At 62.3% G+C, this 24,133-nt stretch carries 24 protein-coding genes, 1 tRNA gene and 1 pseudogene; 14 read left to right on the top strand and 12 right to left on the bottom strand.

Annotated elements, in window-relative coordinates; genetic code table 11:
- The first annotated feature begins 45 nt into the window (after positions 1 to 45).
- Genes NKI59_RS01700 through NKI59_RS01665 form a run of 8 tightly spaced genes read left to right on the top strand, consistent with a single transcriptional unit; the run spans position 46 to position 8,993 of the window.
- Positions 46 to 1,029, top strand: coding sequence for an ABC transporter permease (locus tag NKI59_RS01700; RefSeq protein ID WP_352701925.1), 984 nt, complete (start codon positions 46 to 48; stop codon positions 1,027 to 1,029).
- A complete protein-coding gene (locus NKI59_RS01695; protein ID WP_352701923.1) occupies positions 1,019 to 2,551 on the top strand; it encodes a sugar ABC transporter ATP-binding protein in 1,533 nt (510 codons plus the stop codon). Before NKI59_RS01700 ends, NKI59_RS01695 begins: the two co-directional genes overlap by 11 nt.
- Before the next feature lie 30 nt (positions 2,552 to 2,581).
- A complete protein-coding gene (locus NKI59_RS01690; protein ID WP_352701921.1) occupies positions 2,582 to 3,577 on the top strand; it encodes an ABC transporter permease in 996 nt (331 codons plus the stop codon).
- Position 3,578: 1 nt separating this feature from the next.
- Positions 3,579 to 4,364 (top strand): SDR family NAD(P)-dependent oxidoreductase, encoded by a 786-nt coding sequence (locus NKI59_RS01685; protein WP_023677038.1) that lies wholly within the window; start codon positions 3,579 to 3,581, stop codon positions 4,362 to 4,364.
- Positions 4,365 to 4,382: 18 nt separating this feature from the next.
- Positions 4,383 to 5,588 carry a CaiB/BaiF CoA transferase family protein gene (locus NKI59_RS01680; protein ID WP_352701919.1) on the top strand — a complete coding sequence of 402 codons (1,206 nt, stop codon included), beginning with the start codon at positions 4,383 to 4,385 and terminating at the stop codon, positions 5,586 to 5,588.
- 2 nt (positions 5,589 to 5,590) lie between these two features.
- A complete protein-coding gene (locus NKI59_RS01675; protein WP_352701916.1) occupies positions 5,591 to 6,376 on the top strand; it encodes an enoyl-CoA hydratase/isomerase family protein in 786 nt (261 codons plus the stop codon).
- Positions 6,373 to 8,148, top strand: a complete 1,776-nt coding sequence (locus NKI59_RS01670; protein WP_352701914.1) for a CoA-transferase — start codon at positions 6,373 to 6,375, stop codon at positions 8,146 to 8,148. Before NKI59_RS01675 ends, NKI59_RS01670 begins: the two co-directional genes overlap by 4 nt.
- A gap of 11 nt (positions 8,149 to 8,159) precedes the next feature.
- Positions 8,160 to 8,993 carry an SMP-30/gluconolactonase/LRE family protein gene (locus tag NKI59_RS01665; protein ID WP_352701912.1) on the top strand — a complete coding sequence of 278 codons (834 nt, stop codon included), beginning with the start codon at positions 8,160 to 8,162 and terminating at the stop codon, positions 8,991 to 8,993.
- A gap of 26 nt (positions 8,994 to 9,019) precedes the next feature.
- Here NKI59_RS01665 and NKI59_RS01660 read toward each other — a convergent pair whose 3' ends face one another.
- Positions 9,020 to 9,361: a hypothetical protein gene (locus tag NKI59_RS01660; protein WP_352701909.1), complete on the bottom strand. Its 342-nt coding sequence runs from the start codon at positions 9,359 to 9,361 to the stop codon at positions 9,020 to 9,022.
- Positions 9,362 to 9,531: 170 nt separating this feature from the next.
- On the bottom strand, positions 9,532 to 10,050 hold the full coding sequence (locus tag NKI59_RS01655; RefSeq protein ID WP_352701907.1) for an EF-hand domain-containing protein: 519 nt from the start codon (positions 10,048 to 10,050) through the stop codon (positions 9,532 to 9,534).
- A gap of 175 nt (positions 10,051 to 10,225) precedes the next feature.
- On the opposite strand from NKI59_RS01655, the gene NKI59_RS01650 reads away from it, so the two are divergent.
- Complete coding sequence (locus NKI59_RS01650) at positions 10,226 to 10,492, top strand: DUF3606 domain-containing protein (RefSeq protein WP_352473022.1); 267 nt, start codon at positions 10,226 to 10,228, stop codon at positions 10,490 to 10,492.
- Between the two features lie 35 nt (positions 10,493 to 10,527).
- Here the strand turns inward: NKI59_RS01650 and NKI59_RS01645 are convergent, their stop codons facing one another.
- Positions 10,528 to 11,076: a DNA-3-methyladenine glycosylase gene (locus tag NKI59_RS01645; RefSeq protein ID WP_352701904.1), complete on the bottom strand. Its 549-nt coding sequence runs from the start codon at positions 11,074 to 11,076 to the stop codon at positions 10,528 to 10,530.
- A 103-nt stretch (positions 11,077 to 11,179) separates the two neighbouring features.
- Positions 11,180 to 11,509, bottom strand: a complete 330-nt coding sequence (locus NKI59_RS01640; protein WP_352701902.1) for a hypothetical protein — start codon at positions 11,507 to 11,509, stop codon at positions 11,180 to 11,182.
- 236 nt (positions 11,510 to 11,745) lie between these two features.
- Between NKI59_RS01640 and NKI59_RS01635 the strand changes: the two genes are divergently transcribed.
- The 4 genes from NKI59_RS01635 (at position 11,746) to NKI59_RS01620 (ending at position 14,009) form a co-directional block, all read left to right on the top strand.
- The gene (locus NKI59_RS01635; protein ID WP_352473019.1) at positions 11,746 to 12,273 is read left to right on the top strand and encodes a metallophosphoesterase; all 528 of its coding nucleotides are present in this window, start codon (positions 11,746 to 11,748) and stop codon (positions 12,271 to 12,273) included.
- A 50-nt stretch (positions 12,274 to 12,323) separates the two neighbouring features.
- Positions 12,324 to 13,163, top strand: coding sequence for a cytochrome P450 family protein (locus tag NKI59_RS01630; protein ID WP_352701900.1), 840 nt, complete (start codon positions 12,324 to 12,326; stop codon positions 13,161 to 13,163).
- 218 nt (positions 13,164 to 13,381) lie between these two features.
- A complete protein-coding gene (locus NKI59_RS01625) occupies positions 13,382 to 13,621 on the top strand; it encodes a hypothetical protein (protein WP_352701897.1) in 240 nt (79 codons plus the stop codon).
- A gap of 73 nt (positions 13,622 to 13,694) precedes the next feature.
- Complete coding sequence (locus NKI59_RS01620; protein WP_352702288.1) at positions 13,695 to 14,009, top strand: hypothetical protein; 315 nt, start codon at positions 13,695 to 13,697, stop codon at positions 14,007 to 14,009.
- 106 nt (positions 14,010 to 14,115) lie between these two features.
- On the opposite strand, the gene NKI59_RS01615 is transcribed toward NKI59_RS01620, so the two are convergent.
- From NKI59_RS01615 to NKI59_RS01585, 7 genes and pseudogenes are all read right to left on the bottom strand, one after another.
- Positions 14,116 to 14,349: a hypothetical protein gene (locus tag NKI59_RS01615; protein WP_352701895.1), complete on the bottom strand. Its 234-nt coding sequence runs from the start codon at positions 14,347 to 14,349 to the stop codon at positions 14,116 to 14,118.
- Between the two features lie 124 nt (positions 14,350 to 14,473).
- The gene (locus NKI59_RS01610) at positions 14,474 to 15,661 is read right to left on the bottom strand and encodes a GIY-YIG nuclease family protein (RefSeq protein WP_352701893.1); all 1,188 of its coding nucleotides are present in this window, start codon (positions 15,659 to 15,661) and stop codon (positions 14,474 to 14,476) included.
- Positions 15,654 to 17,816 carry a DEAD/DEAH box helicase gene (locus NKI59_RS01605; protein WP_352702265.1) on the bottom strand — a complete coding sequence of 721 codons (2,163 nt, stop codon included), beginning with the start codon at positions 17,814 to 17,816 and terminating at the stop codon, positions 15,654 to 15,656. The genes NKI59_RS01610 and NKI59_RS01605 overlap by 8 nt, the downstream gene beginning before the upstream one ends.
- Positions 17,817 to 17,826: 10 nt before the next feature.
- Entirely contained in the window at positions 17,827 to 18,120 is a 294-nt protein-coding gene (locus NKI59_RS01600) for a BrnT family toxin (RefSeq protein WP_352701891.1), read from the bottom strand.
- Positions 18,117 to 20,839: pseudogene (locus tag NKI59_RS01595) on the bottom strand (class I SAM-dependent DNA methyltransferase). The gene NKI59_RS01600 and the pseudogene NKI59_RS01595 overlap by 4 nt, the downstream one beginning before the upstream one ends.
- 151 nt (positions 20,840 to 20,990) lie before the next feature.
- A tRNA-Arg gene (locus NKI59_RS01590) sits at positions 20,991 to 21,067 on the bottom strand.
- Between the two features lie 163 nt (positions 21,068 to 21,230).
- Positions 21,231 to 22,151, bottom strand: coding sequence for a zinc-binding dehydrogenase (locus NKI59_RS01585; RefSeq protein WP_352701889.1), 921 nt, complete (start codon positions 22,149 to 22,151; stop codon positions 21,231 to 21,233).
- 198 nt (positions 22,152 to 22,349) lie between these two features.
- On the opposite strand from NKI59_RS01585, the gene NKI59_RS01580 reads away from it, so the two are divergent.
- On the top strand, positions 22,350 to 23,156 hold the full coding sequence (locus tag NKI59_RS01580) for an AraC family transcriptional regulator (RefSeq protein ID WP_352701887.1): 807 nt from the start codon (positions 22,350 to 22,352) through the stop codon (positions 23,154 to 23,156).
- Between the two features lie 33 nt (positions 23,157 to 23,189).
- On the opposite strand, the gene NKI59_RS01575 is transcribed toward NKI59_RS01580, so the two are convergent.
- Positions 23,190 to 24,080, bottom strand: a complete 891-nt coding sequence (locus tag NKI59_RS01575; RefSeq protein ID WP_352701884.1) for a D-alanyl-D-alanine carboxypeptidase family protein — start codon at positions 24,078 to 24,080, stop codon at positions 23,190 to 23,192.
- Positions 24,081 to 24,133: the final 53 nt, after the last annotated feature.

Here is a 24,133-nt window from a genome sequence, read left to right as displayed (position 1 = left end):
TCCAGATGGCGACGGCACCGATACGGGCCCGGAAATGAAATGGACATGAGCGAGCTTACGCAATCCTCTGCGCCAAGGCGTTTCATCGGCGGCCAGCTGCTGGGCAGCAGCCAGCTGGTGCTCGGCGTGATCCTGGCCGTGCTCTGCATCGCCATTTCGATTGCCGCGCCGCAATTCTATTCCGAGGCCAACATCATCGCCATTCTGCGCCAATGCGCGCTGGTGCTGATCGTTGCCTCCGGCATGACGATGCTGATCATCACTGCGGAAGTCGACCTGTCGGTCGGTGCATCGCTGGCTTTTGTCGGCTGCATCGGCATGGCCGTGCTCAATTCAACGCACAGCCTGACGCTCGGGCTTCTGGCGGCGCTCGCCTTTTCAGGCGCGGTCGGCCTTTTCAACGGCCTCGTCGTCACCAGGCTCAAGGTGAACTCGCTGATCGCCACGATCGGCACCATGATGATGCTGCAGGGCGGCGTCTATCTGTTCACCCGCGAGGCGGTGCAGAACCACCACCGGCTTGCCGGCTTCACCGATCTCGGCGCCGGCTATCTCGGCGCGATCCCGCTGCCCGTAGTCATTGCCGCGCTGATTTTCGCGCTGGCCGCGGCAACGCTGCGCTTCACCACGCTCGGCCGTTATCTCTACGCTGTCGGCGCCAACGAGCGCGCGGTTCGTCTCTCCGGCGTGCGCTCGCAACGGCTGAAACTGTTCGCCTTCGTCGTCACCGGCCTGTGCGTCGGCATCGCCGGCATGATCCTGTCGTCGCTGATGAATGCCGGCCAGCCGACCGCCGGCCGCGGCTTCGAGCTGACGGTGATTGCCGCCGTCATCCTCGGCGGCACCAGCCTGCTTGGCGGCCGCGGTTCGCTGCTCGGCACGTTGCTGGGCGTGCTGGTGCTGAAGGTCATCGACAACGGCATCATCATCCTCGGCTGGAACCAGGACCTGCAGATGGTGGTGCCTGGCATCGTCATCATCCTGGCGACCTATCTCGACATCGTCCGGAACAGAGCCAATGTCGGTTGATTTCCTTCACCCCGGCAAAACCGCGGCCGTCGACAAAAGCGTGCCGGCGCTGGAGATGCGCGGCATCGGCAAGCGTTTTCCCGGCGTGGTGGCGCTGGACAATGTCGATCTGACCTTGGAACCCGGCAAAATCCATGCCCTGATGGGCGAGAACGGCGCCGGCAAGTCGACGCTGATCAAGATCATGGCCGGGGTCTACGGCAAGGATGCCGGCACCATCCGCCTGCGCGGCCGCGAGGCCGACATCAAGTCGCCGCGCGATAGCCTGAAAGAGGGCATCAAGGTGGTGTTCCAGGAGATCGCGCTGATCGCTGAATTCAGCGTCGCCGAAAACATCTTCCTCGAAGGCTATCCGACCGGCAAAGGCGGCTCGATCGACTGGAAGAAGATCCGTGCCGATGCGGCCGCTCTGTTCAAGCGTATCGGCTTCAATGTCGACCCGGCGGCGCGCACGGGATCGCTGCCGGTCAGCCAGCAGCAGATGGTCGAGATCGCCCGCGCACTCGCCCATGAGGCCCGCGTCGTGGTGATGGACGAGCCGACCTCCTCGCTGACGCCGAACGAGGTCTCGCTGCTGTTCACCGTCATCCGCCGGCTGGCCGCGCTCGGCATCGCGGTGCTCTATGTCAGCCACAAGCTCGACGAGGTCTTCGAGATCGCCGACACCGTGACCGTGCTGCGCGATGGCCGCCACGTCTCGACCAGGCCGATCGGCGAGCACACCAACGACACGCTGATCCAGGACATGATCGGCCGGCGCATCGAAAACCTGTTCCCTCGGAAGCGTGGCGCGCCGGGCAGCAAGGTCGCGCTTTCCGTTGAAGGGCTCAGCACCGCCAAGAAGCTGAAGGATGTGTCGTTCGAGGCGCATGCCGGCGAGGTCCTCGGCTTCTTCGGCCTGATGGGAGCGGGCCGAACCGAGCTCGCCAAGGCCATCGTCGGCTTCGATCCGATCACTTCCGGCGCCATTTCGGTCGATGGCAGCCGGCTGCTGCCGCACGAAACGCACACCGGCGTCCGGCTCGGCATCGGCCTGCTCACCGAGGACCGCAAGAGCGAGGGGCTGATGGGCGAGTTGCCGGTCTACCAGAATGCCAGCCTCGCCTCACTCGGCGCCTTCGCCAGAATGGGCTTCGTCGACAAGGTCAGCGAACGCAAGGCGGTGCAGGACTATGTCGACCGTTTCCGCATCCGGACGCCCAGCCTGTTCCAGCAGGTCAAGAATCTGTCCGGCGGCAATCAGCAGAAAGTGCTGATCTCGCGCTGGCTGATGCGCGGTCTCAAGGTGATCGTCGTCGACGAGCCGACCCGCGGCATCGACGTCGGCGCCAAGTCGGAGATTTTTGCGCTCGTCGACCGGCTCGCCGGCGAGGGCCTGGCGGTCGTCATGATGACGTCCGAAATGCCCGAGCTGCTGGGGCTTGCCGACCGCATCGCGGTGATGTGCGAAGGCCGCCTCACCGCGATCATGCCTCGCGACGAGGCCACGCAGGAGAACATCCTCAATGCGGCAATCGGCTAAGACGATGACGCTTCGCAAAGGGACCAAGCGATGAGCCTGGCAAGCACCGACACCATGAAAGCTGGGCCGTCCATGCTGGCGCGGCTCGTCGCGCGGCAGGAATTGGCATTGCTCCTCTGCCTCATTCTGGTGATCGCGTTCTTTTCCTTCACCGCCGAGAATTTCTTCTCCGTGCGCAACATCACCAATGTGCTCGGTCAGGCTTCGCTGGCGCTGACAGCCGGCATCGGCTGCGCCATCGTCTTCATATCAGGCGAGGTCGACATCTCGATCGGCTCGCTGCTGGCGACCATCGCCCTGCCGCTGATCATCATCATGAACGACACGAATTCTCTGCTGCTCGGCATCAGTGGCGCGCTGCTGTTCGGGCTGATCATCGGCGTCGTGAATGGCTATCTGACGGCCTGCGCCGGCATCAACTCGCTGATCGTGACCCTGGGCACGATGTTCATCATGCGCGGCGGCGTTTATCTCTATACCGGCCAGCGTGCTATTCCAGACGATGCCGCGCTCGACAGCTTCATCGCGCTGTCGGACGGCCGCCTGTTCAACGTCGTTCCCTATTCGGCTGTCATCGCCATCGTCCTGCTCGCCGTCTTCGCCTACGTGATGCAGCACCGGCCGTTCGGGCGGCAGATCTATGCCGTCGGCGGCAATCCGGAAGTGGCACGGCTGGCGGGTTACGACGTGCGCCGCGTCAAGTTCACCTGCTTCATCATCAGCGCGCTGCTGGCGACGGTAGCCGGCATCATCCTGGCAGCCCGCGTCGGTTCGGCGCAGCATACGGCCGGGCTGAATTTCGAGTTCCAGGTCGTTGCCGCCACCGTGCTCGGCGGGGTGAGCCTTGCCGGCGGCATAGGCAGCCTGACCGGCATGGCGCTCGGCGTGCTGATCCTGCAGTTCCTGTCCAACGGGCTGCGCGGTCTCGGCCTGCCGACCGAGTGGCAACTGGTTATCACCGGCATGATCATCATTGCCGCCGTCGCCTTCGACGAAGCAAAGCGCCGGCGCGCCATTGGAGGCTGATATGGATCGTCTCAAAGGGAAAACCGCAATCGTCACCGGCGCCGCCGACGGCATCGGCCACGCGATCAGCGAGGCGATGGCAAGGGAAGGCGCGCACGTCTTCCTAGGCGACATCGCCGACGAGAAGGGTGAAAAATTCGCAGCCGAGCTGCGCGCCGCCGGCCACCGCGCCGACTATATCCATTGCGACGTGGCGGAGGAGGCCGACATCGCCGCCCTGATCGACGCAGCCGTCGGCAAGACCGGCCATCTCGATATTCTCGTCAACAATGCCGCCATCGCCATCGGCGGCATGCCGGTTCACGAAATGAGCGACGAGCAGTGGCACCGGCTGATCGCGGTCAACCTCACCAGCGTGTTCCGCGGCTGCAAATATGCGCTGCCGCACATGATCGCGCAGAAATCCGGCTCGATCATCAACATGGCCTCGGCGCAAGGTCATATCGGGCTCGACGGCTGGACCGCCTATGCCGGCGCCAAGGGTGCGGTAATGGCGATGACGCGCCAGATGGCGGTCGAGTTCGGCCCGCTCAACATCCGCGTCAACTCGATCTCGCCCGGCACCATCAATACGCCGATGAACGATAAACTGGTCAAGGAGATCGGCGGCAACCTCGCCAAGGCCTGGGTCAAGATGCATCCGCTTGGCCGCATCGGCAAACCGTCCGAAGTGGCAGAAGCCGCCGTGTATCTCGCCTCCGACGCCGCCGGCTTCACCACCGGTACCGACCTGCGCGTCGACGGCGGCCTCACCGCAGCACCCCGCTACGTACCCGACCTGCTTTGACAACCAACGAGACATGAAATGAACAAAGCCCTCGAAGGCGTCCGCATTCTCGATTTCAGCCATCTGCTGCAAGGGCCGTTCGCCACGCAGCTGCTCGGCGACATGGGCGCCGACATCATCAAGATCGAGCGTGCCGGCGCCGGGGACATGTTCCGCAGCATGACCTTCTTCGCCAAATGGGTCGGCGGCTCCGAAAGCCCGAATTTCCTCGCCTGGAACCGCAACAAGCGCTCCATCGCGCTCAACCTGAAAAGTCGCAAGGTGCATGCCATCATCATGGACATGGCCAAGAAGGCGGATGTGGTGGTGCAGAATTTCCGCCCCGGCGTGCTCGCCAGGCTCGGCTATGGCTACGAGGATTTCAGGGCGGTCAATCCCGCCATCATCTATTGCTCGGGCTCCGGCTATGGCGAGGAAGGCCCCTATGTCGAGCGCCCCGGCCAGGACATGCTGATCCAGGGATTGTCCGGGCTGATCTCCAACACCGGCCGCGGCAATCAGGCTCCTGTTCCGGCCGGTGCCGGCCTGGCCGACCAGATCGGCGCCATGAACATGGTCTACGGCATCCTGTCGGCGCTCTACTATCGCGAGAAGACCGGCAAGGGCCAGAAGATCGAGGTCAATCTGCTCGCCGGCATGCTGGCGCATCTCAATCAGGAATATGTCGCCGTGCTCAATCTCGGCGAGGATTTCGTGCGCCCGAATTCCGGCATCGGCCACCCCGGCATGCAGGCGCCGTTCGGTGTCTATGAAGCGAAGGACGGCGGCTATGTGTCGATCGCCATGAGCCCGTTCAAGACGCTGTATGAAGTGCTGGAGGCCCCGCAGCTTGCTGTCTACGACGATCTGAAGACGCTGTTCGACAGGCGCGACGAGGTGTTCGACAAGGTCAACGCCGAAACCAGGAAGTTTGCCACGCAGGACCTGCTGGCGCGGCTGCTGGCAGCCGACATCTGGTGTGCCGAGGTGAAGGACATAAGGCGCGCAGCCGAGGACCCGCAGGTCAAGCACCTGGGCATGATCACCAGCTACGATCATCCGCGCGGCGGCAAGGTCAGGGTGGTCGCGCCGGCGGTCAAGATGAGCGAGACGCCGGCTACCATAGAACGGCCGGCGCCGCTGGTCGGCCAGCATGGCCGCGAGATCCTGGCCGAGTTCGGCCTCTCCAGCGACGAGATTGCAGCGCTTGAGGCGTCCGGCGACATGACCGTGGATGCTGCCTGACGATGAGCGTTTACCAGACACTCACCTTGGAAATATCCGGGCGCGTCGCAGTCGTCACCTTCCGGCGCGCCGATCAGCTCAACGCCATGAACCGGCTGATGCAAAGCGAGATCACCGAGGTTTTCGAGGCGCTGTCGCAGGATGACAGCGTCGGCGCGATCGTGGTGACAGGCGAGGGGCGCGGCTTCATGGCCGGCGCCGACATCAAGGAATACGCTGCCCAGACAGCTATCGAGTTCGACGCCTTCCAGGCCGCCGGCACGCGCATGTATGCGGCGGTCGAGAACAACCGCAAGCCGGTCATCGCCGCGGTCAACGGCTTTGCGCTCGGCGGCGGCATGGAGCTGGTGCTGTGCTGCGACATCGTCATCGCCAACCAGTTCGCGAAGCTCGGCCTGCCCGAGATCAAGCTCGGGCTGGTCCCCGGCGGCGGCGGCACCCAGCGCAGCGTCCAGAAGCTCGGCCGCAACCGCGCCAACCTTCTGCTGATGACCGGCGCCATCGTGCCGGCTTCCGAGTTCGTCGGCGCCGGTCTGGTCAACGAGATCGTCGATGCCGAAAGGCTGATGCCGCGGGTGCTGGAACTCGCCGAGATGATCGCCGCCGAACCGGCCGCAGCGATCGAAGGGCTGAAAGCGCTCACCGCGCATGCCGTGTCGGGCGATCTGGTCGACGGCCTTGCCATGGAGCGCGATGTCCTGGGTGGCCTGTACCGCAGCGAGACCGGCCAGCGGCGCGTCAAGGAATTTGCTGAAAAGAGCGCGACGCGGCCGAAGGCTGCGAAATGACGTCCCTGGTCAAGCAAAACCGGCCGCGCTTCACCGATGTCGAGGGCCTGGCCGCGATGGTCGGCGGCGGCGACGTCTTCGGTGTCGGTGGCCATCATTTTGCCCGGCTGCCGATTGCCTTGTTGCGGGCCATCGCCCGCTTGGGCGTCAAGGATCTTCGCTATGTCTGCTGGGCCGGCGGCCTGCCGCTCGAACTGCTTCTCGAAGCGAATGCCGTGGCGGAGGTCGATATCTGCTTTTCCAGCCTCGATATTTTTGGCTTGCCGCCGCGCTTCCGCGCGGCTGCCGAGACCAATGCCGTGCCGGTCCGCGACTGGACGGCGCTGGCCATGATCCAGGCGCTGCGGGCGGGGCAGCAGAACCTGCCGTCGATGCCGTTTCAGCTTCCGGTGGGTTCGGACATGCTGGCGCGCGTGCCGGGTGCGATCGCCGCGCCCGATCCGATCGCGGGAATCACGACCGGGATCATCCCGGCCTTGCGGCTCGATACGTTTGTCGTCCATGCCCAGCGTGCCGACGAGAGCGGCAATGTCCAGATCATCGGACCACGGGCGCTGGATTTCGCCATGGCCGGCGTGGCGCGCGAGGTGCTGGTGACGGTCGAGGAGATCGTCCCGGTCGGAGCGCTGCGGCATGATGGTCGGCAGAGCATTTTGACCCGCAACCTGGTGTCGGCGATCGCGCTGGCACCAGGCGGCGCCTATCCCGCCTCCTGCCTGCCATTCTATGTGACGGATTATCAAGCGTTGGCTGGGGCGTTCGCGGCCAAGGAAATACCTTTGTCGGACAGCCTGGGCATGCCTTCGGAAGGCGTGCCGGAGCGGGTTCAAGACGCTGCAAAAGTCCGCGCTGAAACAGTCCTCGCAATGCCTAGGCTCGTGCACGGCAACAAGGAGGCGTCCATCGACGAGATCATCGCCGCCCGCATCGCCGCTGAGCTCGACAATGAGAGCTTTGCCAGTGCCGGCGCGGTGTCGCCGCTCGCCAATGTCGCCTACCGGCTGGCCAAAGCGACGCACGCGCCGGACATGATCATCGCCACCATGAGTTGCGGCCATCTCGACATAGCACCGAGCCCGATGATCCTGTCGCTGATCGAAAGCCTCGATTGCGAGACGGCGGTGGCGCATGCCGGCGGCGACGACACCTATTCGACCTACTACCAGGCCGGCGCGGTGACGCATGAGATCGTCGGTGCCGCGCAGGTCGACCGAAGCGGCCGCGTCAACACCATTGCGCTGCGCAAGCGTGACGGCAGCCTTATCCGGCTGCCCGGGCAAGGCGGCATGGCCGACGTCGCCAACATGCATCGCGATTATCTGCTCTACGTCCCCCGCCATTCCGTGCAGTCGCTGGTCGAGACGGTCGAGATTGCCAGCTCGGCGCGCGGCCTGTTGACTGAGGCCGAACGCGAGCCGATGGGCTATCGGACCGGCGCGGCATTGGTGTTCACCGACCTTTGCGTGTTTCGGCTCGACGGGGAGAGCCGGCAATTGGCCGTCATCGAGACCATGCCGTGCGTGACGCGCCAGCAGCTCCAGGATGCCACCGGCTTTGCCCTGACATTCGATGCCGATTGCCGCGAAGTTGCGCTACCCTCGAACGAGACGCTCGACATCCTGCGAAACCGCATCGACCCGCTCGGTCTGCGCCGCCTCGAATTCGTCAGCGCCAGGGAGCGCCGCGCGCTGATCGCCGAGATCCTCGCCGCCGACCGGCGGATGGTCGAGCGCTGTATTGCCGCACGGCGGTCGCATACTGCACCGGATTGAAGGGGGTGCGCATGGCAAAGCCGTTGCTCGAAATGTCGGCCGCGAGGGTCTTCTTCGACGGCATCTTCACCAGCCCGCGCGTCGCCCATCCGGAAGGCGTGGCCATCCATCGCGACGGCTCGATCTGGTGCGGCACCGAAACCGGCGACCTGCTGCGCCTGGCCGCCGATGGCGGCTCGGTCGAACGCATGGGCGGTACGGAGGGCTTTCTGCTCGGCATCGCCTTCGATAGCGCGGGAAACTGTTTTGCATGCGATTTGAGACATTCGGCGATCTTTCGCTGGGATGCCGCGACGGCTGGTATGCAGCGCTTCGCCTCGGCCGGCATCCGCGTGCCGAACTATCCGATCGTCGACGAGACACGCGGCTGGCTCTACGTGTCGGACAGCGTAGGCGAAGACAACCGCTCCGGCATTTTTCGCTACGATTTGAAGACCGGCGAAGGCGGCCTGTGGTGCAGCGAGACCATGGCCTTCGCCAACGGCATGGCGATGGCGCCGGGCGGCGATGGGCTTTACGTCGTGGAAAGCCATGCGGCCTGCCTCAGCTATGTGCCGATCCTTGCCGACGGCACGGCAGGGTCTCGCCAGCTCGTTGTGGAGGGCGTGAGCAACGTTCCCGATGGCGTCGCCTTGGCGCCGGACGGGTCGCTGTTCATCTCATGCTACGAGCCGAGCCGCATCTATCGTTGGCGAAAACACAGCGGGCTCGAGGTGGTGATCGAGGATCCGGCGGCAACGACGCTCGCCCATCCCACCAACATCGCCTTCAAGGGCGACAAGCTCTACACCGCAAATCTCGGCCGCTGGCACATCACCGAAATCGACTTGACGGCGATTTCCTAGATCGGGCCGAACCGGGCGGCGCTGCCCTATCCCAGCCGCCCGTGACTCGATCGGATGCGCAACACCTGCACCCGCGACGGCAACTCGATCAGGAACTCTTCGTCCCGCTCGAGATGGTGGATTTTCGTCGGATCGCCGCCGGTGAGCGCCGCCATCGCCTCGACATTTTCCCAATAGGAAATCGTCACGAATTCCGAATGGGTCGGCGTGTCCTCGCGAAAGGTCTGCACGCCCAGCGCCTTCTCGATCAGCGGCTTGATGCCGGCTTGATAGTTGTAGCTCTCATAGGCATCCGCCTTTTCAGGCACGGTTCTGCCGCGCCAGATACGAGCGATGGTCGGGGATTTCTCTGTAGCTTTCTCTGTCATGGCCAATGAATTCCTGCTGGTCTGATTGGTCCGCGGCGTTCGGCAAGGCCAGCCAAGGAACGCATCTCCCCGGCTGGCAGCCTGGTATCCAGTTGCCGGCGACTTTTTATCCTCCCCGGCCGACGAGCTCGCGCTGCCCCAGACAGGCCTCCTGCCGACCGGTAGGAGACCTACTCCTGATCCTCGGCGCCGCCTCCGTGGAAGAAGGACCGGATTTCCTGCATGTCGACGCTGCCGTCACCGTCCTCATCGACGGCGTTGAATATCCGCCCGACGAAATCCTGGACTTCGCTCTGAGAAAGCGCGCCATCGCCGTCCGCATCTACTATGGCGAACATCATTCGCATCTTCGCGCCATGCATCCCGCGTGCAATGCCGCCGCGGCCTCCCATCTCCCACCCTCGCTCAGGTGGGCCCATCCTGTAGTCGCGATGCCAGCGGTCGGGACCTCGCCGTTCCGCCCGGGGCCCGCGATCCTCCTGCATTCTCTCCTCCAGCATCTCGGTCATCATCTGGCGCATCATTTCGCGCATGGCATCCTGGCTCTGCCCGCTCATTCCGGGCGACGGTTCGGCGCCACGATCCGGTGCCGGCGCGGCCGGCGCAGGTGGGCTCGTCTGGCCGAATGCCGGCGCGGCCAACATAGCCAGCGCCGCGGCAATTACGGTGGTTTTGCTTGCGAGCGTCATCGTATTCTCCATCGGTATGAATTGTAGCCGAATATGTCTGCATCCAAGCCAAACCGGCTGCTCGCCTCATGGTTCCTGGGCAGTCGGCACGACGGCGGAAAAGTCCGCCCGATCGCGGCAACGAAAGCTCGTTGTCCACGTTGCCATGGATGCGACGCTCCACCAGGAGGAAAAAATGGCTGACGATAAGAGCAAGCGAGATTTCCGCGAGCGCGACCGCGTTGCTGCGGAAGACGACCGTGAGGTCGAGTATTTTGCCCAACAGAACGGCATCACCGCCGACCAGGTCCGTCAGTTGATCAAAAGCTTCGGCAATGATCGCGGGCGGCTGACCGTAGCCGCGAAGGCGTTGCGAGGGATTTCACCTGCCGGAGCCGACGAGGTGACCAGGGAAGCCCGCCAGCAGGCGACACCCATGCATCTCGGCAAACCCGACGAGTGATGCCGGGGGCAACTGCTCTGGCGCTGCCGCGGGCATCAGAACTTGCGGCTCAGATAATCCGAGTCGCGCAGTCCGAACCGCCACTCGGCATCGACAGCCTTGGAAATGCCGATCCGGCGGCCTGTCAGAACGGCGCCGGCTTCGCCCGGCGGCCTGAATTCGAATGGCGGCAGGTCCAGCGGCAGCCCGTCATGGGATTTGTCGATTGCCAGCGCCTGGCAAAGGCGGCCCGGTCCCGAGCAAAGCAGCCGGGGATCGTCAAGGCCGCGATTGGCCCGCATCACCTGCAGCCCGGATTGCGGTTCGATTGCGCGGATAAGCACGGCACTGCCGGGCAGGCAGACGGCATTGAGGCACCAGTGCAGGCCATAGGAGCGATAGACATACGCGCTGCCCGGGGCACCGAACATTGCGCCGTTGCGCACCGTCCTGCCACCGAAAGCATGCGAAGCCGGGTCATCCGGGCGATAGGCCTCGGTCTCGACGATGATGCCGCCAACGCCGTGCAAAAACAGCGAGGCGCCGATCATGTCGCGCGCCACGGTGGTGGCGTCACGGGCAAAGAAACGATGGGTCGTGGTCAACGTGCAGCAGACTCGATCGCGCCTGAACCTGGCGCGTCAGCAAGGTCCCGGAACGGAAGCAAAATGTCCAGCCTCTGCGCGCCGCTGAACTTGGATACGATATTCAGTGCAGCATGGCTGCGCCGATGAAAACCGCCGCGGCCAGCCCGACGATGGCGGCAATCACCAGGACCGGCCAATATCTGCGCGGTTGGACGTCGGGCTCATCCTTCAGTGGGCGCATCGCATTGGCATAGCTCGCCTGGTTGGTAAACTTCGGCGTTTCATGGCGCGCGGCAGGGCTCTTCGGCGGAGCGTTGCCGGCGGATTCCGCGTCCGTTTCCATGGGAGCCGCAGCCGGATCGATGCCCGGGGTCTTGTCCCCTTCGCGCCCGGCATCGATATCGCCCCGCGCTTGAGCCGGGCTTCGCCCAAGAGGTTCTGCGTCGGTCATCGTCGCGGTCCTTTCAGAGCATCGGCCTCAAGCATTCTAACCTGCGTCTCATTTCAAAGTTCCCCCGTTTCAAAATTCCCCCTTTTTGAAGTTCCAACGAGCGGAAACCGCCTAGGCCCGCTTACAGGAACAACCGGCGATCGAGCGGGTTGAGCAAGCATCGGGGAGAGCAAGATGGACTTGGTGAGCCACGCGCCTACATGCGGCAGTTCGATAACCGGCTCCAGCGAATTCGCATGATCTACTTCACCGCCGACACGCATTTCAGCGACCCGCGCATTTTGCGCATCGACCGCCGCCCGTTCGGCTCGCTGGCGGAACATGACCGGTCGCTCATTGCGTTCTGGAACGAGACTGTCGGGCCGGACGACGAGGTCTGGCATCTCGGCGATTTTGCCAGGGGATCGGCCGCGTTCGTGTCGTCGCTTCTGGCGTCTCTTCATGGCAGCAAGCATTTGATCATCGGCAACAACGATGCTGCGGCCACCATCGAGGCCACAGGTTGGGCGAGCACGCAACACTACAAGGAGCTGGCGCTCGACGGCAGCCTGCTGATCCTTTGCCACTACCCTTTTCGCACCTGGAACCAGATCGGCAGGAAATCGATCGACCTGCATGGCCATTCCCACGGCAGGCTGACCCCGGTCACGCGCCAGTATGACGTCGGCGTCGACAGCTGGGATTTTCGTCCGGTCACGCTGACCACCATCCTTGCCAGCCGCGGCCGAAGGGCGGCGCGGCAAAGCCGTCAAAAAGTCGAGTGATCGAAAGTGCCGGCCGTGCGTTGAGGAGTTTCAACGCCAGGGAGCACGCCATGAATAGACGTGAACTGATCGATGCCGACGGCGGCAATCATGCCGCAAAACCCATTCCGCGCGCCGCGTTCGATAGCACCTTGGCCCTGCTGCGCGAAGGCTATGACTTCATTTCGGCCCGCTGCCGGCGCATGAACACCGACATCTTTGCGACGCGCCTGATGCTGCGGCCGGCAATCTGCGTCCGCGGTGCCGAGGCTGCCGAGATGTTTTATGGCGGCGACCACTTCACCCGAATTGGTGCGATGCCGCAGACCACGCTGCGTCTGCTGCAGGACAAGGGCAGCGTCCAGGCGCTCGACGGCGCCGCTCACCGCCACCGCAAGGCGCTTTTCCTGTCGATCCTGTTGGATGGCGACCAGATCGAGCGGCTCCGCGCAACCTTCCGTCCCGCCTGGCTCGACCAGCTGGAAGACTGGCAGCGGCGTGACGAGATCATCCTGTTCGACGCCGTAAACCTCGTCCTGACCCAGGCGGCAGCGGATTGGGCCGGCATCCCCGCCGACAAGGATCGCGCCGAACTCTGCCGCGAGCTCAGCGGCATGGTCGAGAACGCCGGCGGCATCGGGTGGTCGAGCATGCTGGCGCTGTGGCGGCGACGCCGGACCGAACGCACTATCGGCGAGCTTGTACGGCGCGTTCGAAGCGGCGCGCTTGATTTGCCGGCAAACAGCCCGGTCCGCCTGGTCAGCGAATATGTCGATGCCGAGGGAATGCCGCTCGATCTTGCCAGTGCCGCGGTCCGAGATCATCAACATCATCCGGCCGGTTGTCGCCATCGGCCGCTTCATCATGTTTGCGGCGCTGGCGCTTCGCCAGCACCGCCAATGGTACGATAAGTTCGCCGCCGGCGATGACGACGGGCTGGAAGCCTTCGCCGAGGAGGTTCGCCGGCTCTATCCGTTCTTCCCGTTCATCGGCGGCCGCGCCCGCCACCCCTTCGAATGGAAGGCGTTACCGCTTCGGCAAAGGCGACTGGGTTCTGCTCGACCTGCACGGCACCAACCACGATCGCCGCCTGTTTGTGGAGCCGGACCGATTTATCCCGGAGCGCGGCTTGAGCTGGAAAACCCACGGCTTCGACTTCATCCCGCATGGCGGCGGAGATCCGGCGACTACCCATCGCTGCCCCGGAGAAGCCGTCACCGTCGCGCTGATCATGGAAGCGGTTCGCCTGCTGACGCGGTCGATGGCCTACCAGGTGCCTGATCAGGATATGACCGTCTCGCTTGCCCGCATGCCGGCGCGGCCGAAATCCGGGTTCAGGATAGATAATGTGCGGCGAAAACCCGGCTGAAAGGCTGCCGGTCGAACCGGAACCTCTGCGCAGCTGAGGCGTTCGAAAATTGCAAGGCGTAAAGGCAAACGCAATGGCTCAGAAGATCACGACAGGCGCGAACGACCGGCCGCGCAATGAAACCATCGGCCAATCCGGCGAAGGCCTGCCGGACGACAGCAGCAGGCCGCTCGAAGTCGACGAAGGCTGGGTCGCCCGGCTGAGAAACAAGCTGCAGGGCAAGCCCCGGCAAGCCGGTCGGACCAACACGGACGAAGTCCCCGCAGGCACTCCAGGCGCTGGCGAGAATATTTGCCGCCGCTGTGCAGGGTCAGGCATGATCGACGGCCGCACCTGCCCCGAATGCGGCGGAACCGGCAAGGTGACGACGCCGATAGGCGGAGGCTGAGCAATTCCAGGAAAAGTGTGAAGCGGTTTTCCGTCCGGTATTTGCGTCAAACAATAAGATAGACCGGTTCTGCGTTTCCGCGGAACGATGAACCGTCCAGCGCCGGTCAGATCGCCGGCACCCACTTCCAGAACACGCCTTCCTTGCGTTCGGGGTAGTGCTTGAACTCGCATTCGAAGCGCCAGCCGTAGTTCTTGGCGGCGGCAAGCGCCTCCTTGCTGACCGGGTTCATGCCGGTTCCCGGCGCAAACCAGTCCTCCAGCAAGTCGTCGGGGATATAGGCGCCGATCCTCAAAGGCAGCTTTTCGAGGACGATATCCATTTCAGCTGGTGCAGGCACGGGGCGCTCCTCAAGTTTATCTCACGAAGAAGTCCTTCGAGGTGGATTGGGTTCCAGAGAACAGCTGAGACTGAACGTGACATGGGCGGGCAGGCCGATCGCCGGGGATTCTGGTCATGTTGCGCTATTCTTGACCAACAAGTTCCAGTCGAGCGCTTTTTGCACTGTATTGGAACTTGACGATTGATCTGTCTCGAATCTTATCGACGACCTCATCGATCACCGGCAACGGGACAAGGAACCACTCTCGTGGCTTAACGGGATTGCCGAAACGATCCTCGATAGTGAGGTCGAGCTGCGCTGCTGAAAACACGCGGTGCAGAATGTTCTCCAGCCGTGTTCGATTGATGTTGAACAGTTTATAGGTGGCAATCACTTCGACGTCGGCGAGCAGGTACGTAGCATCGAGCGCCGCATTCGCGATTCGGGTCTCGACCTTTCCGCCAGTCACGCCAATCTTGTGGATGAGTTCTCGGTGTGGGGCGATGCCCGGATGGTTGGATTTGCTGCGAAGGACGTAGATTGTCCCGCTTTCGAGGTCTCCGTCGTCGGCTTCGCCGCCAAAGAGCGGCCCCGCCGATGGGTCGGTGATGCGCCGCCCCGCCTCATCGCGGTGAAGCGCACGCTGGAGCGAGCGCAGAAGCACATCGCTCTCCGTCCCATTGTCGTATATGACGCGCAACCGGCTGTCGCGCCGGTCATACTCGGTCATAAACTCCTCCCCCACTTCGGCAACGTAGGCGACCTGGCCGCCGACGATGAAGAACTCGCCCTTCTTGATCTCGGCCATGGTCTGAAATGGTCGCGTCTGGCGGATACCGGAGTCCAGGTCTTTCCGAACCTGAGCAAACAATGGCTTGAAGAGGTCGAAGTCCTCGCATTTCGTGCGGTTTGCGATCTCCTCGGCCGCGCGCTTGTCGGCGGCGGTGCGGACGTGCCGAAGCTGAGTGATGTCGGCTGTGCCGGCCGCGCCGGCCAGTTCCGCAAGCAACTCGTCGTCATTGGCTGGTTCCGCAAAGCCGCCCACGGCACTGCTGGCCGGCTGGAGAAGGCCCTGATGGTCCAGCGGCAGGAGCAGCGACCTGCATTCTTCGAGCGCGGAAAGGCGGTCCAGTCGCACCGCATAGAGCCGCTCGAAGATATCACGGTCCTCGCCATGGAGCGGTGGATGGCCGTGCCGTTCGACAAACCGCTGGATTTCCCCGAAGCCGGCGATGATGCGTTCCTCGCGAGGGGAGCGGCCCCCCTTCTTCTCTGGCCGGGCGAAGTCGTCGAGTTCGGCACGCAGGTCGTCGAGGTCGAGATTACTCATAGCGACCCTCGTCCTTGAAGCGGACGAAGGCGGCGGCGCCTTCGGCCATCCGTTTTTCCCAGGCATCCGTCGAGCTGATCGAGGGGAGCCGCCCCCGCTCTTTCTTGAATTTGACCGCGCGGACGGCAAGCTCCTTTGCCTCTTCCAAGGTCAGGCTGGTGCGTTTAGCGGCGATTGCCGCCGCGACCTGTTTCAGGCGGTCCTCGCTCATGGCCTTGGCGAGGATCGCGTAAGCCTCGCCGAATGGATTAATCCGGTCGATGAGGTCGATCTCCAATTCGCGGACATCCATCGCAAACCTCTGCACGCCATCGATCAGCGCGGTGTTGGCGCTCGGTTCCCCGTTGGTGCTTCCACCACCCAGCGCAATCTGCTTCGCCTGCTGCGTCAGGTTAAGGGCGGCTATGGCGTGCTGGCGCACGGCCTCCTGATCTTCCTCGTCTAGTTCGGGATACTTGTCCTTGATGATCTTGCCCATGCGGACCTGTGTTAGTTCCTCCGGCACCAATTCTTCATCAAACAGCCCACGCTCGATGGCAGTCTTGTCCTGAACGAAGGCGGCAATTACTTCGTTCAGATCCTCCTGGCAGATGCGTGCTGCTTCCTTGCTCTTGGGTTCGGCCAAACCCTTGATCTCGACTTGGAACCGGCCCGCTTCCCCGTTGAAGCCGACATTGGTCTTGTTTGGGTCGTACCCACCCTCGCCATAGTCGAAACCTTCGACAGGGCCGCTATTCGGGTTCTTCGCCGTAAAGTTGAAGCGAGGCGCAAGCACTTGCTCCATAAGCAAGCTTGCAGCGATAGCTTTCAGCGTGTCGTTCACGGCTTCCGTGACGGCGTCCTCGGAAGCGTCTGGCTCGGCGATCAGGTTGGTGAAACGGGCGCGGGTCTTACCGGGTGCGTCGCGTGTGGCGCGGCCGATAATCTGCACGATCTCGGTAAGACTCGAACGGTAACCGACCGTCAGCGCATGTTCGCACCAAATCCAGTCAAAGCCTTCCTTCGCCATGCCAAGCGCGATGATGATGTCCACGTAGTCGCGGTTATTTTTTTGCGCGGGGTCTTTCAGCGAGGCTGAAACGCGGTCCCGGTTGCTCGGATCATCGTCCACCAGATCGGCGATCCTGAGCGTGCGGCCCGCCGGAGTCGTGACGAGTTGGAAACCGGTGGCCGGATCGGTCCCCTGCCACGCCCCCAATTCCTCGATGATGTGCTCGACTTCCCTGATCTTATCCTTCGTGCTCTCGCGCGAATTGACGTTCGGTATGTGGATAATGGTTTTCTCGGCTGGGTCGAGTGCCTTGAGGATATCGTCTGAATATGCACCGGAGTAAAAGAAGTAGCCGATGTCGAGCCGCTTCAGCCATTCGTAGCCATTAAGCTGCTCGTAGTAAGTGTAGGTGACCGTCTCGAACTTGGCCTCGTCTTGGGGACTGAGCACCGGCACTGCGTCACCCCGGAAATAGGAACCGGTCATTGCGACGATGTGCGAGCGTTCGCGGGCTATCAACTGGCCAAGCTGCGCCCCAAGCTTGCTGTTGGGATCGGCCGAGACATGGTGGAACTCGTCAATCGCGACCAGCCGGTCATCGAACTTCTCTACACCGAACCGATCCATCGCAAAGCGGAAGGTGGCGTGGGTGCAGACCAGCACCTTATCGTCGCTGTTAAGGAAAGCGCCGACCGAGTTGACCTTGCCGCCCTCGCTGCCGGGCGCGTTGCAAAGGTTCCATCTCGGCTCGACGTGCCAGTCGGCCCAGAATCCGAATTTCGTTAGCGGTTCGTCCTGGAAGCTTGCGCCAATTGATTTCTCCGGCACAACGATGATTGCCTGCTTGAGCCCTTGATTGTGGAGCTTGTCCAAAGCAATGAACATGAGCGCCCGGCTCTTGCCTGACGCAGGCGGCGACTTGATGAGCAGGTACTGCTCGCCACGCTTTTCATAGGCGCGCTCCTGCATAGGCCGCATGCCGAGCGCGTTGAGCCTGGTCGAACTGCCGTTGCGGGCGTACGTGACGGAAACGGAAGGAATACCCCGTCGGGACGACCGAACGGCGTCAATCAGGTTTTCGCCCGGTCGTGTAAGGATCGCCCTGGCGAAGAAACTGGACGAGAGTTCGGGGATTTCAGACGTATCGATGTCTTCATCCCGAATTTCACCATTCTCACTGAATCTTTTGGAGATAGCCACTAAAGGCCTCCTGTTCCTTTTGCCGGGCGTAGCGTACGCTAATGATCCGCACGTGCTCCTTTCGAGGAGTCCAAACGACGACGATAGCTCGCCCATCTGGCCGCCTGGTGATCGAAAGGTTGCGTTCTTCTCCTACCTCATCAGACTGCGGCGACCTTTGTGTTAATGCATAACCCGATTTCAACGCCCTACCGGCATCCGTAAATTTGATGCCATGCTTGTCATAGTTGCAGCGTGCCTTGCTTTTATCACATTCAAACTTATTCATATTGACGCGCCCGCGTTCGTCGTCATCTTCGTGTACAGATCGAAAAGCTTCTCAAGCCGCTCTGTGTCGTTTCGAAACCGGCGACCGATATAGATGCGCTCCAACACCTCGTCGTTGCGATCATGTGCCTCGCGCAGGTCGTCGGGCATCGCCTCGGGATCGTAGAGATCGGCGATGGTCGCTGGGAAATGCGCCTCCCGCGTCAATAGGATGTCCTCGGCGCAGCGGGTCAGGTCCGCGATGTTCTTTTCCGTTAATGTGGGAACGGGGAAGCTATTGTAACAAACGCCAGAAGAATACCTGTAGTCCGATTTCATTCGACCAGCAGTCACGCTGATCCAAGCTAGGTGCATACGTGAGCTGATGATTGAAAGCACGTGTATCGGAGCATCGTACACAGCCTGAGCAGCATCAGATACAATAATTTCACTCTTCAAATAGGCGGCCGTTACATATAGACGATGCTCCGAGAAAACGCGCGGAACAACTATCTGGGACATCTTGCCAGTAATAGTGCGCTCGAACTTGTATGGCGTTTCGATGCCTAGCTTGCCCCTCTCGCTACCCGCTTCGCGATAGTTGCGAATGGCTTCCAGCCGTTGCTTGACCGGTGGGACGGTGGCTGCAAAGGCGGCTTGGTTGTCATCAACCACAAGCAGGTGCGCTCGACACCGTTGATAAGCTCAAACGACCCCACGATCTTCCGGAACAGTTGATCTGCTCCAGGATATTTCACAACAATTGCATCCCGATCCTCTAGACTCAACATGAAATGTCCCTTGTCTCTTGGGATGTTTCCCGCAACCATCTCAGGCAGATCGGAGATTGGCTTCGAATGTTTTTCGACTATAATATTCGGCCCCTCGGTCAAATATGCGTTGATTGACTTGGCCATTTTTCGTTGATCGCCAAAGTAGATAAATTTGTCACGCTTAGATGTTGCAGACAGTCCAATAATGACGCAGATGACGTTAGCATTGTGACTTGCGCTGTTTGCCCAGTAGAAGTCCTTGTGCGCGAAGATTATCTCTTGGCCGCGTTCAAATATTGACGGCCAAATTAGTGGAACCTGCACACCTTGGCAGACAGAATTAGTTGAGACGAACGCGAATTCGCCGCCATGCCGTATGAAGTCAGACGCTTTCCATAGCCAACCTGCGACATAGTCGACGGCTTTTGCGCCGTCTCTAGTCAGTTTCTTTAGGTCGGCTTTTTGGGTGGCTGTTTGAAACTTGTCCCCAACATAGGGAGGGTTTCCGCAAATATAAGTCTCACCCCCCTCGTTCATGAAATCGATCTGGGCTTGGTCTAGCGGCGTGTGAAATAAGTCATCAGCCTGATGCCTCACCCCGGTTCCTGTCGGCGGGCATATGCTCAGCCAATCCAACCGCAAGGCATTGCCGCAGGTGATCCAATTTTCGGCGTTGAGCGGCAGAAACTCAGCCAAAGCCAGCTTCTGTCCGCGATAGAGGACGTCGCATTGAAATTCCGCGATGATGAGGGCGAGGCGCGCGACCTCAGCCGGAAAATCACGCAGCTCGATGCCGCGAAAATTCGTAAGCGGTATATCGGAAGCTCGGCCTTCTTCGCCGCGTCGACGATTAATCTCTGCCTCGATCTCTCGCATTTCCTTGTAGGCGATGACAAGGAAATTGCCGCTGCCGCAGGCCGGATCGAATATCCTGATGCGCGCCATGCGATTGCGCAGGTTGAGGAGCTTGCGCGAACTATCGTTGGCTTCCGCCAGACGCGCGCGCAGGTCGTCAAGGAAAAGCGGATTCAGCACTTTCAGGATGTTGGGGACGCTGGTGTAGTGCATCCCGAGCGCGCCGCGTTCCTCATCATCGGCGACCGCCTGGATCATCGACCCGAAAATATCCGGATTGATCTTCGTCCAGTCGAGATTGCCAATGTGTAGTAGATAGGAGCGCGCGATCTTGCTGAAGTGCGGCACGTCCAAGCTGCCGGAAAACAACCCGCCGTTCACATAGGGAAAGGCATTGGCCCAACGGGGAAGGTTCGCGGCCGCCCGACCCGCGATCTTCGTGTTCATGGCGCGGAACAACTCGCCGATTACCTCATGCGTATTGGATGAGCCCCTTGCGCTCATCTTTTCGATTGTTGCCGTGAAAAGACGCGACCCGTTAAAGATGTCTGTGTCCTCGGCGAAGAAGCAAAAGATCAGCCGTGCCATGAAATGATTCATGTCGGGCCGCCGCGCTACGGTCCCCCATTCGGGGTTGTCTTTCAGTAGTTCGATGTAGAGCCGGTTCAGGCGGCCGGTGGCGCGAATGTCGAACGAGCTTTCGCGGATTTGCTTGACGGTGGTGATGCCGGCCAGCGGGAGGAAGAAGCCGAAATGGTTGGGGAAGTCGGTATAAGCGCAAGCAACCGTCTCGCCAGTCGTCGTGTCTTCCGCCTCGAAGTCTTCCCCATCCGTGGTGAGGATAAATCTCGCCTTCGCCCTGGCCGTGGCCGGGCTTGCCTTCAGCGCGGTTAGGGCCTTCGTGACCCCGCCCAACGGGCAGACAACGATGTGGATGTTGTTCGTCTGTAGGACACCGCCAACGTCGGACTTGTTCGATGCGCCCGACCGCAGTTTCCTTATCGTCGTCTCCTTGTTGCCGAAGGCGGTGAGGAAGGCGAACGGAAATTCATCCGCGTCGAATGGCGCTGCCGCCAACTCGGAAACGGCTTCCTCGATCTCAACTGCGTTCAATGCACTCCCCCAACACCCCACCCGTCGACGTAAGCAGGCAAGCACGGACGTACCATCGCTGCTTGCTCTCGCATCGCCTGGAATGGTGACACTCTACCCGACTCGCCGAGCGCTTCAAAGGAACAAAATCATTGCAAAAACAGCGCTTTAGTGGCGCACCCGACAGGATTCGAACCTGTGACCTCTGCCTTCGGAGGGCAGCGCTCTATCCAGCTGAGCTACGGGTGCCTTCAGGATCGGTGATCCCAAAAACGAACCAGCCGGTAAACCGGCCAGCCACGGCTTCTTAGCGGAAGCAGGCGCCGGCTTCAACGGGCAATCGCCAGCGGGCTCAAGTTGCCGTAGCAGCCCGGGGGAGACAGACACCGTCCCGTCCGGCGCCACCGCCTGCTCATTCTGTCACGGTAAGCACTGCCTTGCCGCTGATGCTGCGTTGCCGCAGCGCGTCGAGGGCTTGGCCGACGTCCCGCCACGGCACGGTGAGGACTACGCGCGTTTCGAGCCGGCCGGCTGCGATCAGGGCGAGCAGCGAGGCGATGTCGGCGCCAACCTCCGGACCGGAAGCGTAGTAGGCGAAGGTCTGCAGCCGCGCGCCTTCGTGCCCCGGAACGAACTGGCGGAAGCCGATGGGCGTGAGTTCGCCGCTGCTCGAGCCGAACATGACGACGGTGCCGCCGGGCGCGATCCGTTCGATAGCGTGGGCGAGGCTATCGCCGCCCACCGATTCGGTAATCAGCGAGAACAGTCCTTCGGCCAGCGCTATCGATTCGATGACCCGCTCGGCTCCGAGGCCGTGGAGATCGTCGGCATGCCGTTCAGCGGCGACCGCCACCACCGACGCGCCCTGCTGGCGGGCGATCTGGATCTGAAAACGGCCGACCGCGCCGCTTGCGCCGGTAATCAGGACCCGCTGGCCGGCCAGGTCGCCGCCGAGGCGCAGGGTCCGCAGCGCGGTCGTGCCCGCGACCGGAACAGTGGCGGCGGAGACGAAGCTGACGTCGTCCGGCAGGACGGCGAGGTGGTCGGTCGGAACGGCGACCCGTTCGGCCCACCCGGCCTCGTCGACCAGAGCCGCAACCCGGGCGCCGACGGCCGGCCCGGAGCCGTCGGCCGCGGCGCGCTCGACAATTCCGGCGACGTCCTGGCCAGGGACCCAGCCGTTCGGACGGATGTTGAGCAGGCGCAGTTCGCCGCGGTTCAGCGAGACTGCCCGGACCGAGACCAGCGCCTCGTGCGGGGCGGGCTCGGGCTCGCCAAGTTCGGCGAGTTTCAACCCGGTGGCGCTGTCGGAAGATGTGACCAAGGCGAGCATTGCTATCGTCCCTTCTTGCTGCGTGGCGGACGCCAGCCTGTTTTCGTGCGCCGGGCTTGTTGGTCCGACGCTCAGAACGCAAGCAGGGCATGACTGGAAGCCCGCCTGTCGGCTTCTGAGTTACTCATCCCTAATCTATCGACTTTCCTGTTTGAGTAATTTAGATATCTTGGCAGTCGATCGCTAAAATAAGTCAATATGAGACAGCCTCTCCGCTACCCCTGGCCTTTCGATCCGGATGACGTCCTCGCGCCGGCAATCGCCGTGCGCGTTGACGTTACCGAAACCGGGGCGGAGGTGCCGGACCACCACCACCGCAAAGGGCAACTCGTCTTCGCGCTCGGCGGTGGCGTCACATGTCGCGTCCCCAGCGGCCTGTGGATGGTGCCGCCGCATTGCGCGGTGTGGATTCCCGGCGACATGGAGCACAGCAATATCGCGACCGCCAATGCCCGGATTTTCTTCGTCTATATCGAACCGGGAGCCACCGACCTGCCGGACCGGTGCTGCACGCTTTCGATCACGCCGTTGCTGCGCGAGCTCATCATAGAGCTGACGGATCGCGTTGAGGACGATGACGCGAGGGGCGAGCTCCTGACCAGGGCTCTGCTCACCGAACTGCCGCGCATGCCTGTCCAGCAGCTGCATTTGCCGATCTCGTCCGAGCCGCGCTTGAGGCGGATCGCCGCGGCGTTGGCGCAAGATCCTGCCGATCGCAGCACCCTGGCGGAATGGGCCAGTCGTGTCGCGCTCAGCGAGAGCAGTCTCGCACGTCTCGTGGTGAAAGAGACAGGGCTGACCTTCGGGCGCTGGCGCCAGCAACTGCACCTGATCGTCGCAATGCGCGAGCTGGCCTCCGGCGCCAGCGTGCAGCAGGTTTCGGCCGATCTCGGTTACGAATCGGTCACCGCCTTCATCACCATGTTCAAGAAAGCGCTTGGCAAGCCGCCGGCAAAGTATCTCAGCAGTGTCACGCAAAACGGCGGCTCTGCGTTTGTCGCCTGAACCCGCACGCGGTCAACACTCGGACTTCAACTGTCACTGCTCCTCGGCATACAGCAGCCGCGTCTTTGCCTCGGAGGTCGGCAACAGGCTGCGCTGGATCAGCGCCTCGACGTGGTCGTTGCGCTGGCGCGCGCTGTCGGCGCCCATCACCACGATGATCAGCCTGTGCCCGTCCGCATTATAGGAGGTGACGATGTTGAAGCCCGAAGCTCTGATGTAGCCGGTCTTGATGCCGTCGACCCCGCGCACCCGGCCGAGCATGTCGTTGTGGCCGCGCACCAGCCTGCCGCGGAACATGAAGTCGCTTTCGGAGAAATAGTGGAAATGCTGCGGGAAGCGGGCGTGCAGCGCCATGCCGAGCACCGCCATGTCGCGCGCGCTGGTGTGCTGGTCGCCGTCCGGCAGGCCCGAGGCGTTGCGGAACACGGTGCTGCTCATGCCGATCTGGCGCGCCTTGGCGGTCATCATGCCGGCGAACGCCGCTTCGCTGCCGCCGAGATATTCGGCAATTGCGACCGCCACGTCATTGGCCGATTTGACGACGATGGCGCGGATCGCCGAATCGACGTCGATGGTCTCGCCGCGCCTGAACCGCAGCTTGGTCGGCGGCTGCCGGGCGGCGTTGTCCGACACCGGGATTTGCGTCTCCTTGCTGATGCGGCCCTGGTCCAGCGCCTCGAACAGGAGGTAGAGCGTCATCATCTTGGTCAGTGACGCCGGATAACGCGGCGCCGTCGAATTGACCTCGAACAGCGTCTTGCCGGTGCCGGCATCGATGACCATGGCGGCATATTTCTGCGGAGGCGCCGGCACGGCCAGCACGCTGTCGGGCGGCGTGACAGTCGTGCAGCCGGCAGCAAACAGCAGCAGCGCCAGCACAGCGACGCATTTGTGGATGGACGAAAAGAACCGGAAGGCGGACAAGTTAGTTCCGAAGGCAGGCAGTTTCTGAGACGAGGCGAAGCTATCTTAACGCA

Origin of the sequence: Mesorhizobium sp. M0598, from assembly GCF_040320865.1 — a bacterium.
Lineage (GTDB): Bacteria > Pseudomonadota > Alphaproteobacteria > Rhizobiales > Rhizobiaceae > Mesorhizobium.
This window is presented reverse-complemented; position numbering and strand designations above follow the sequence as displayed.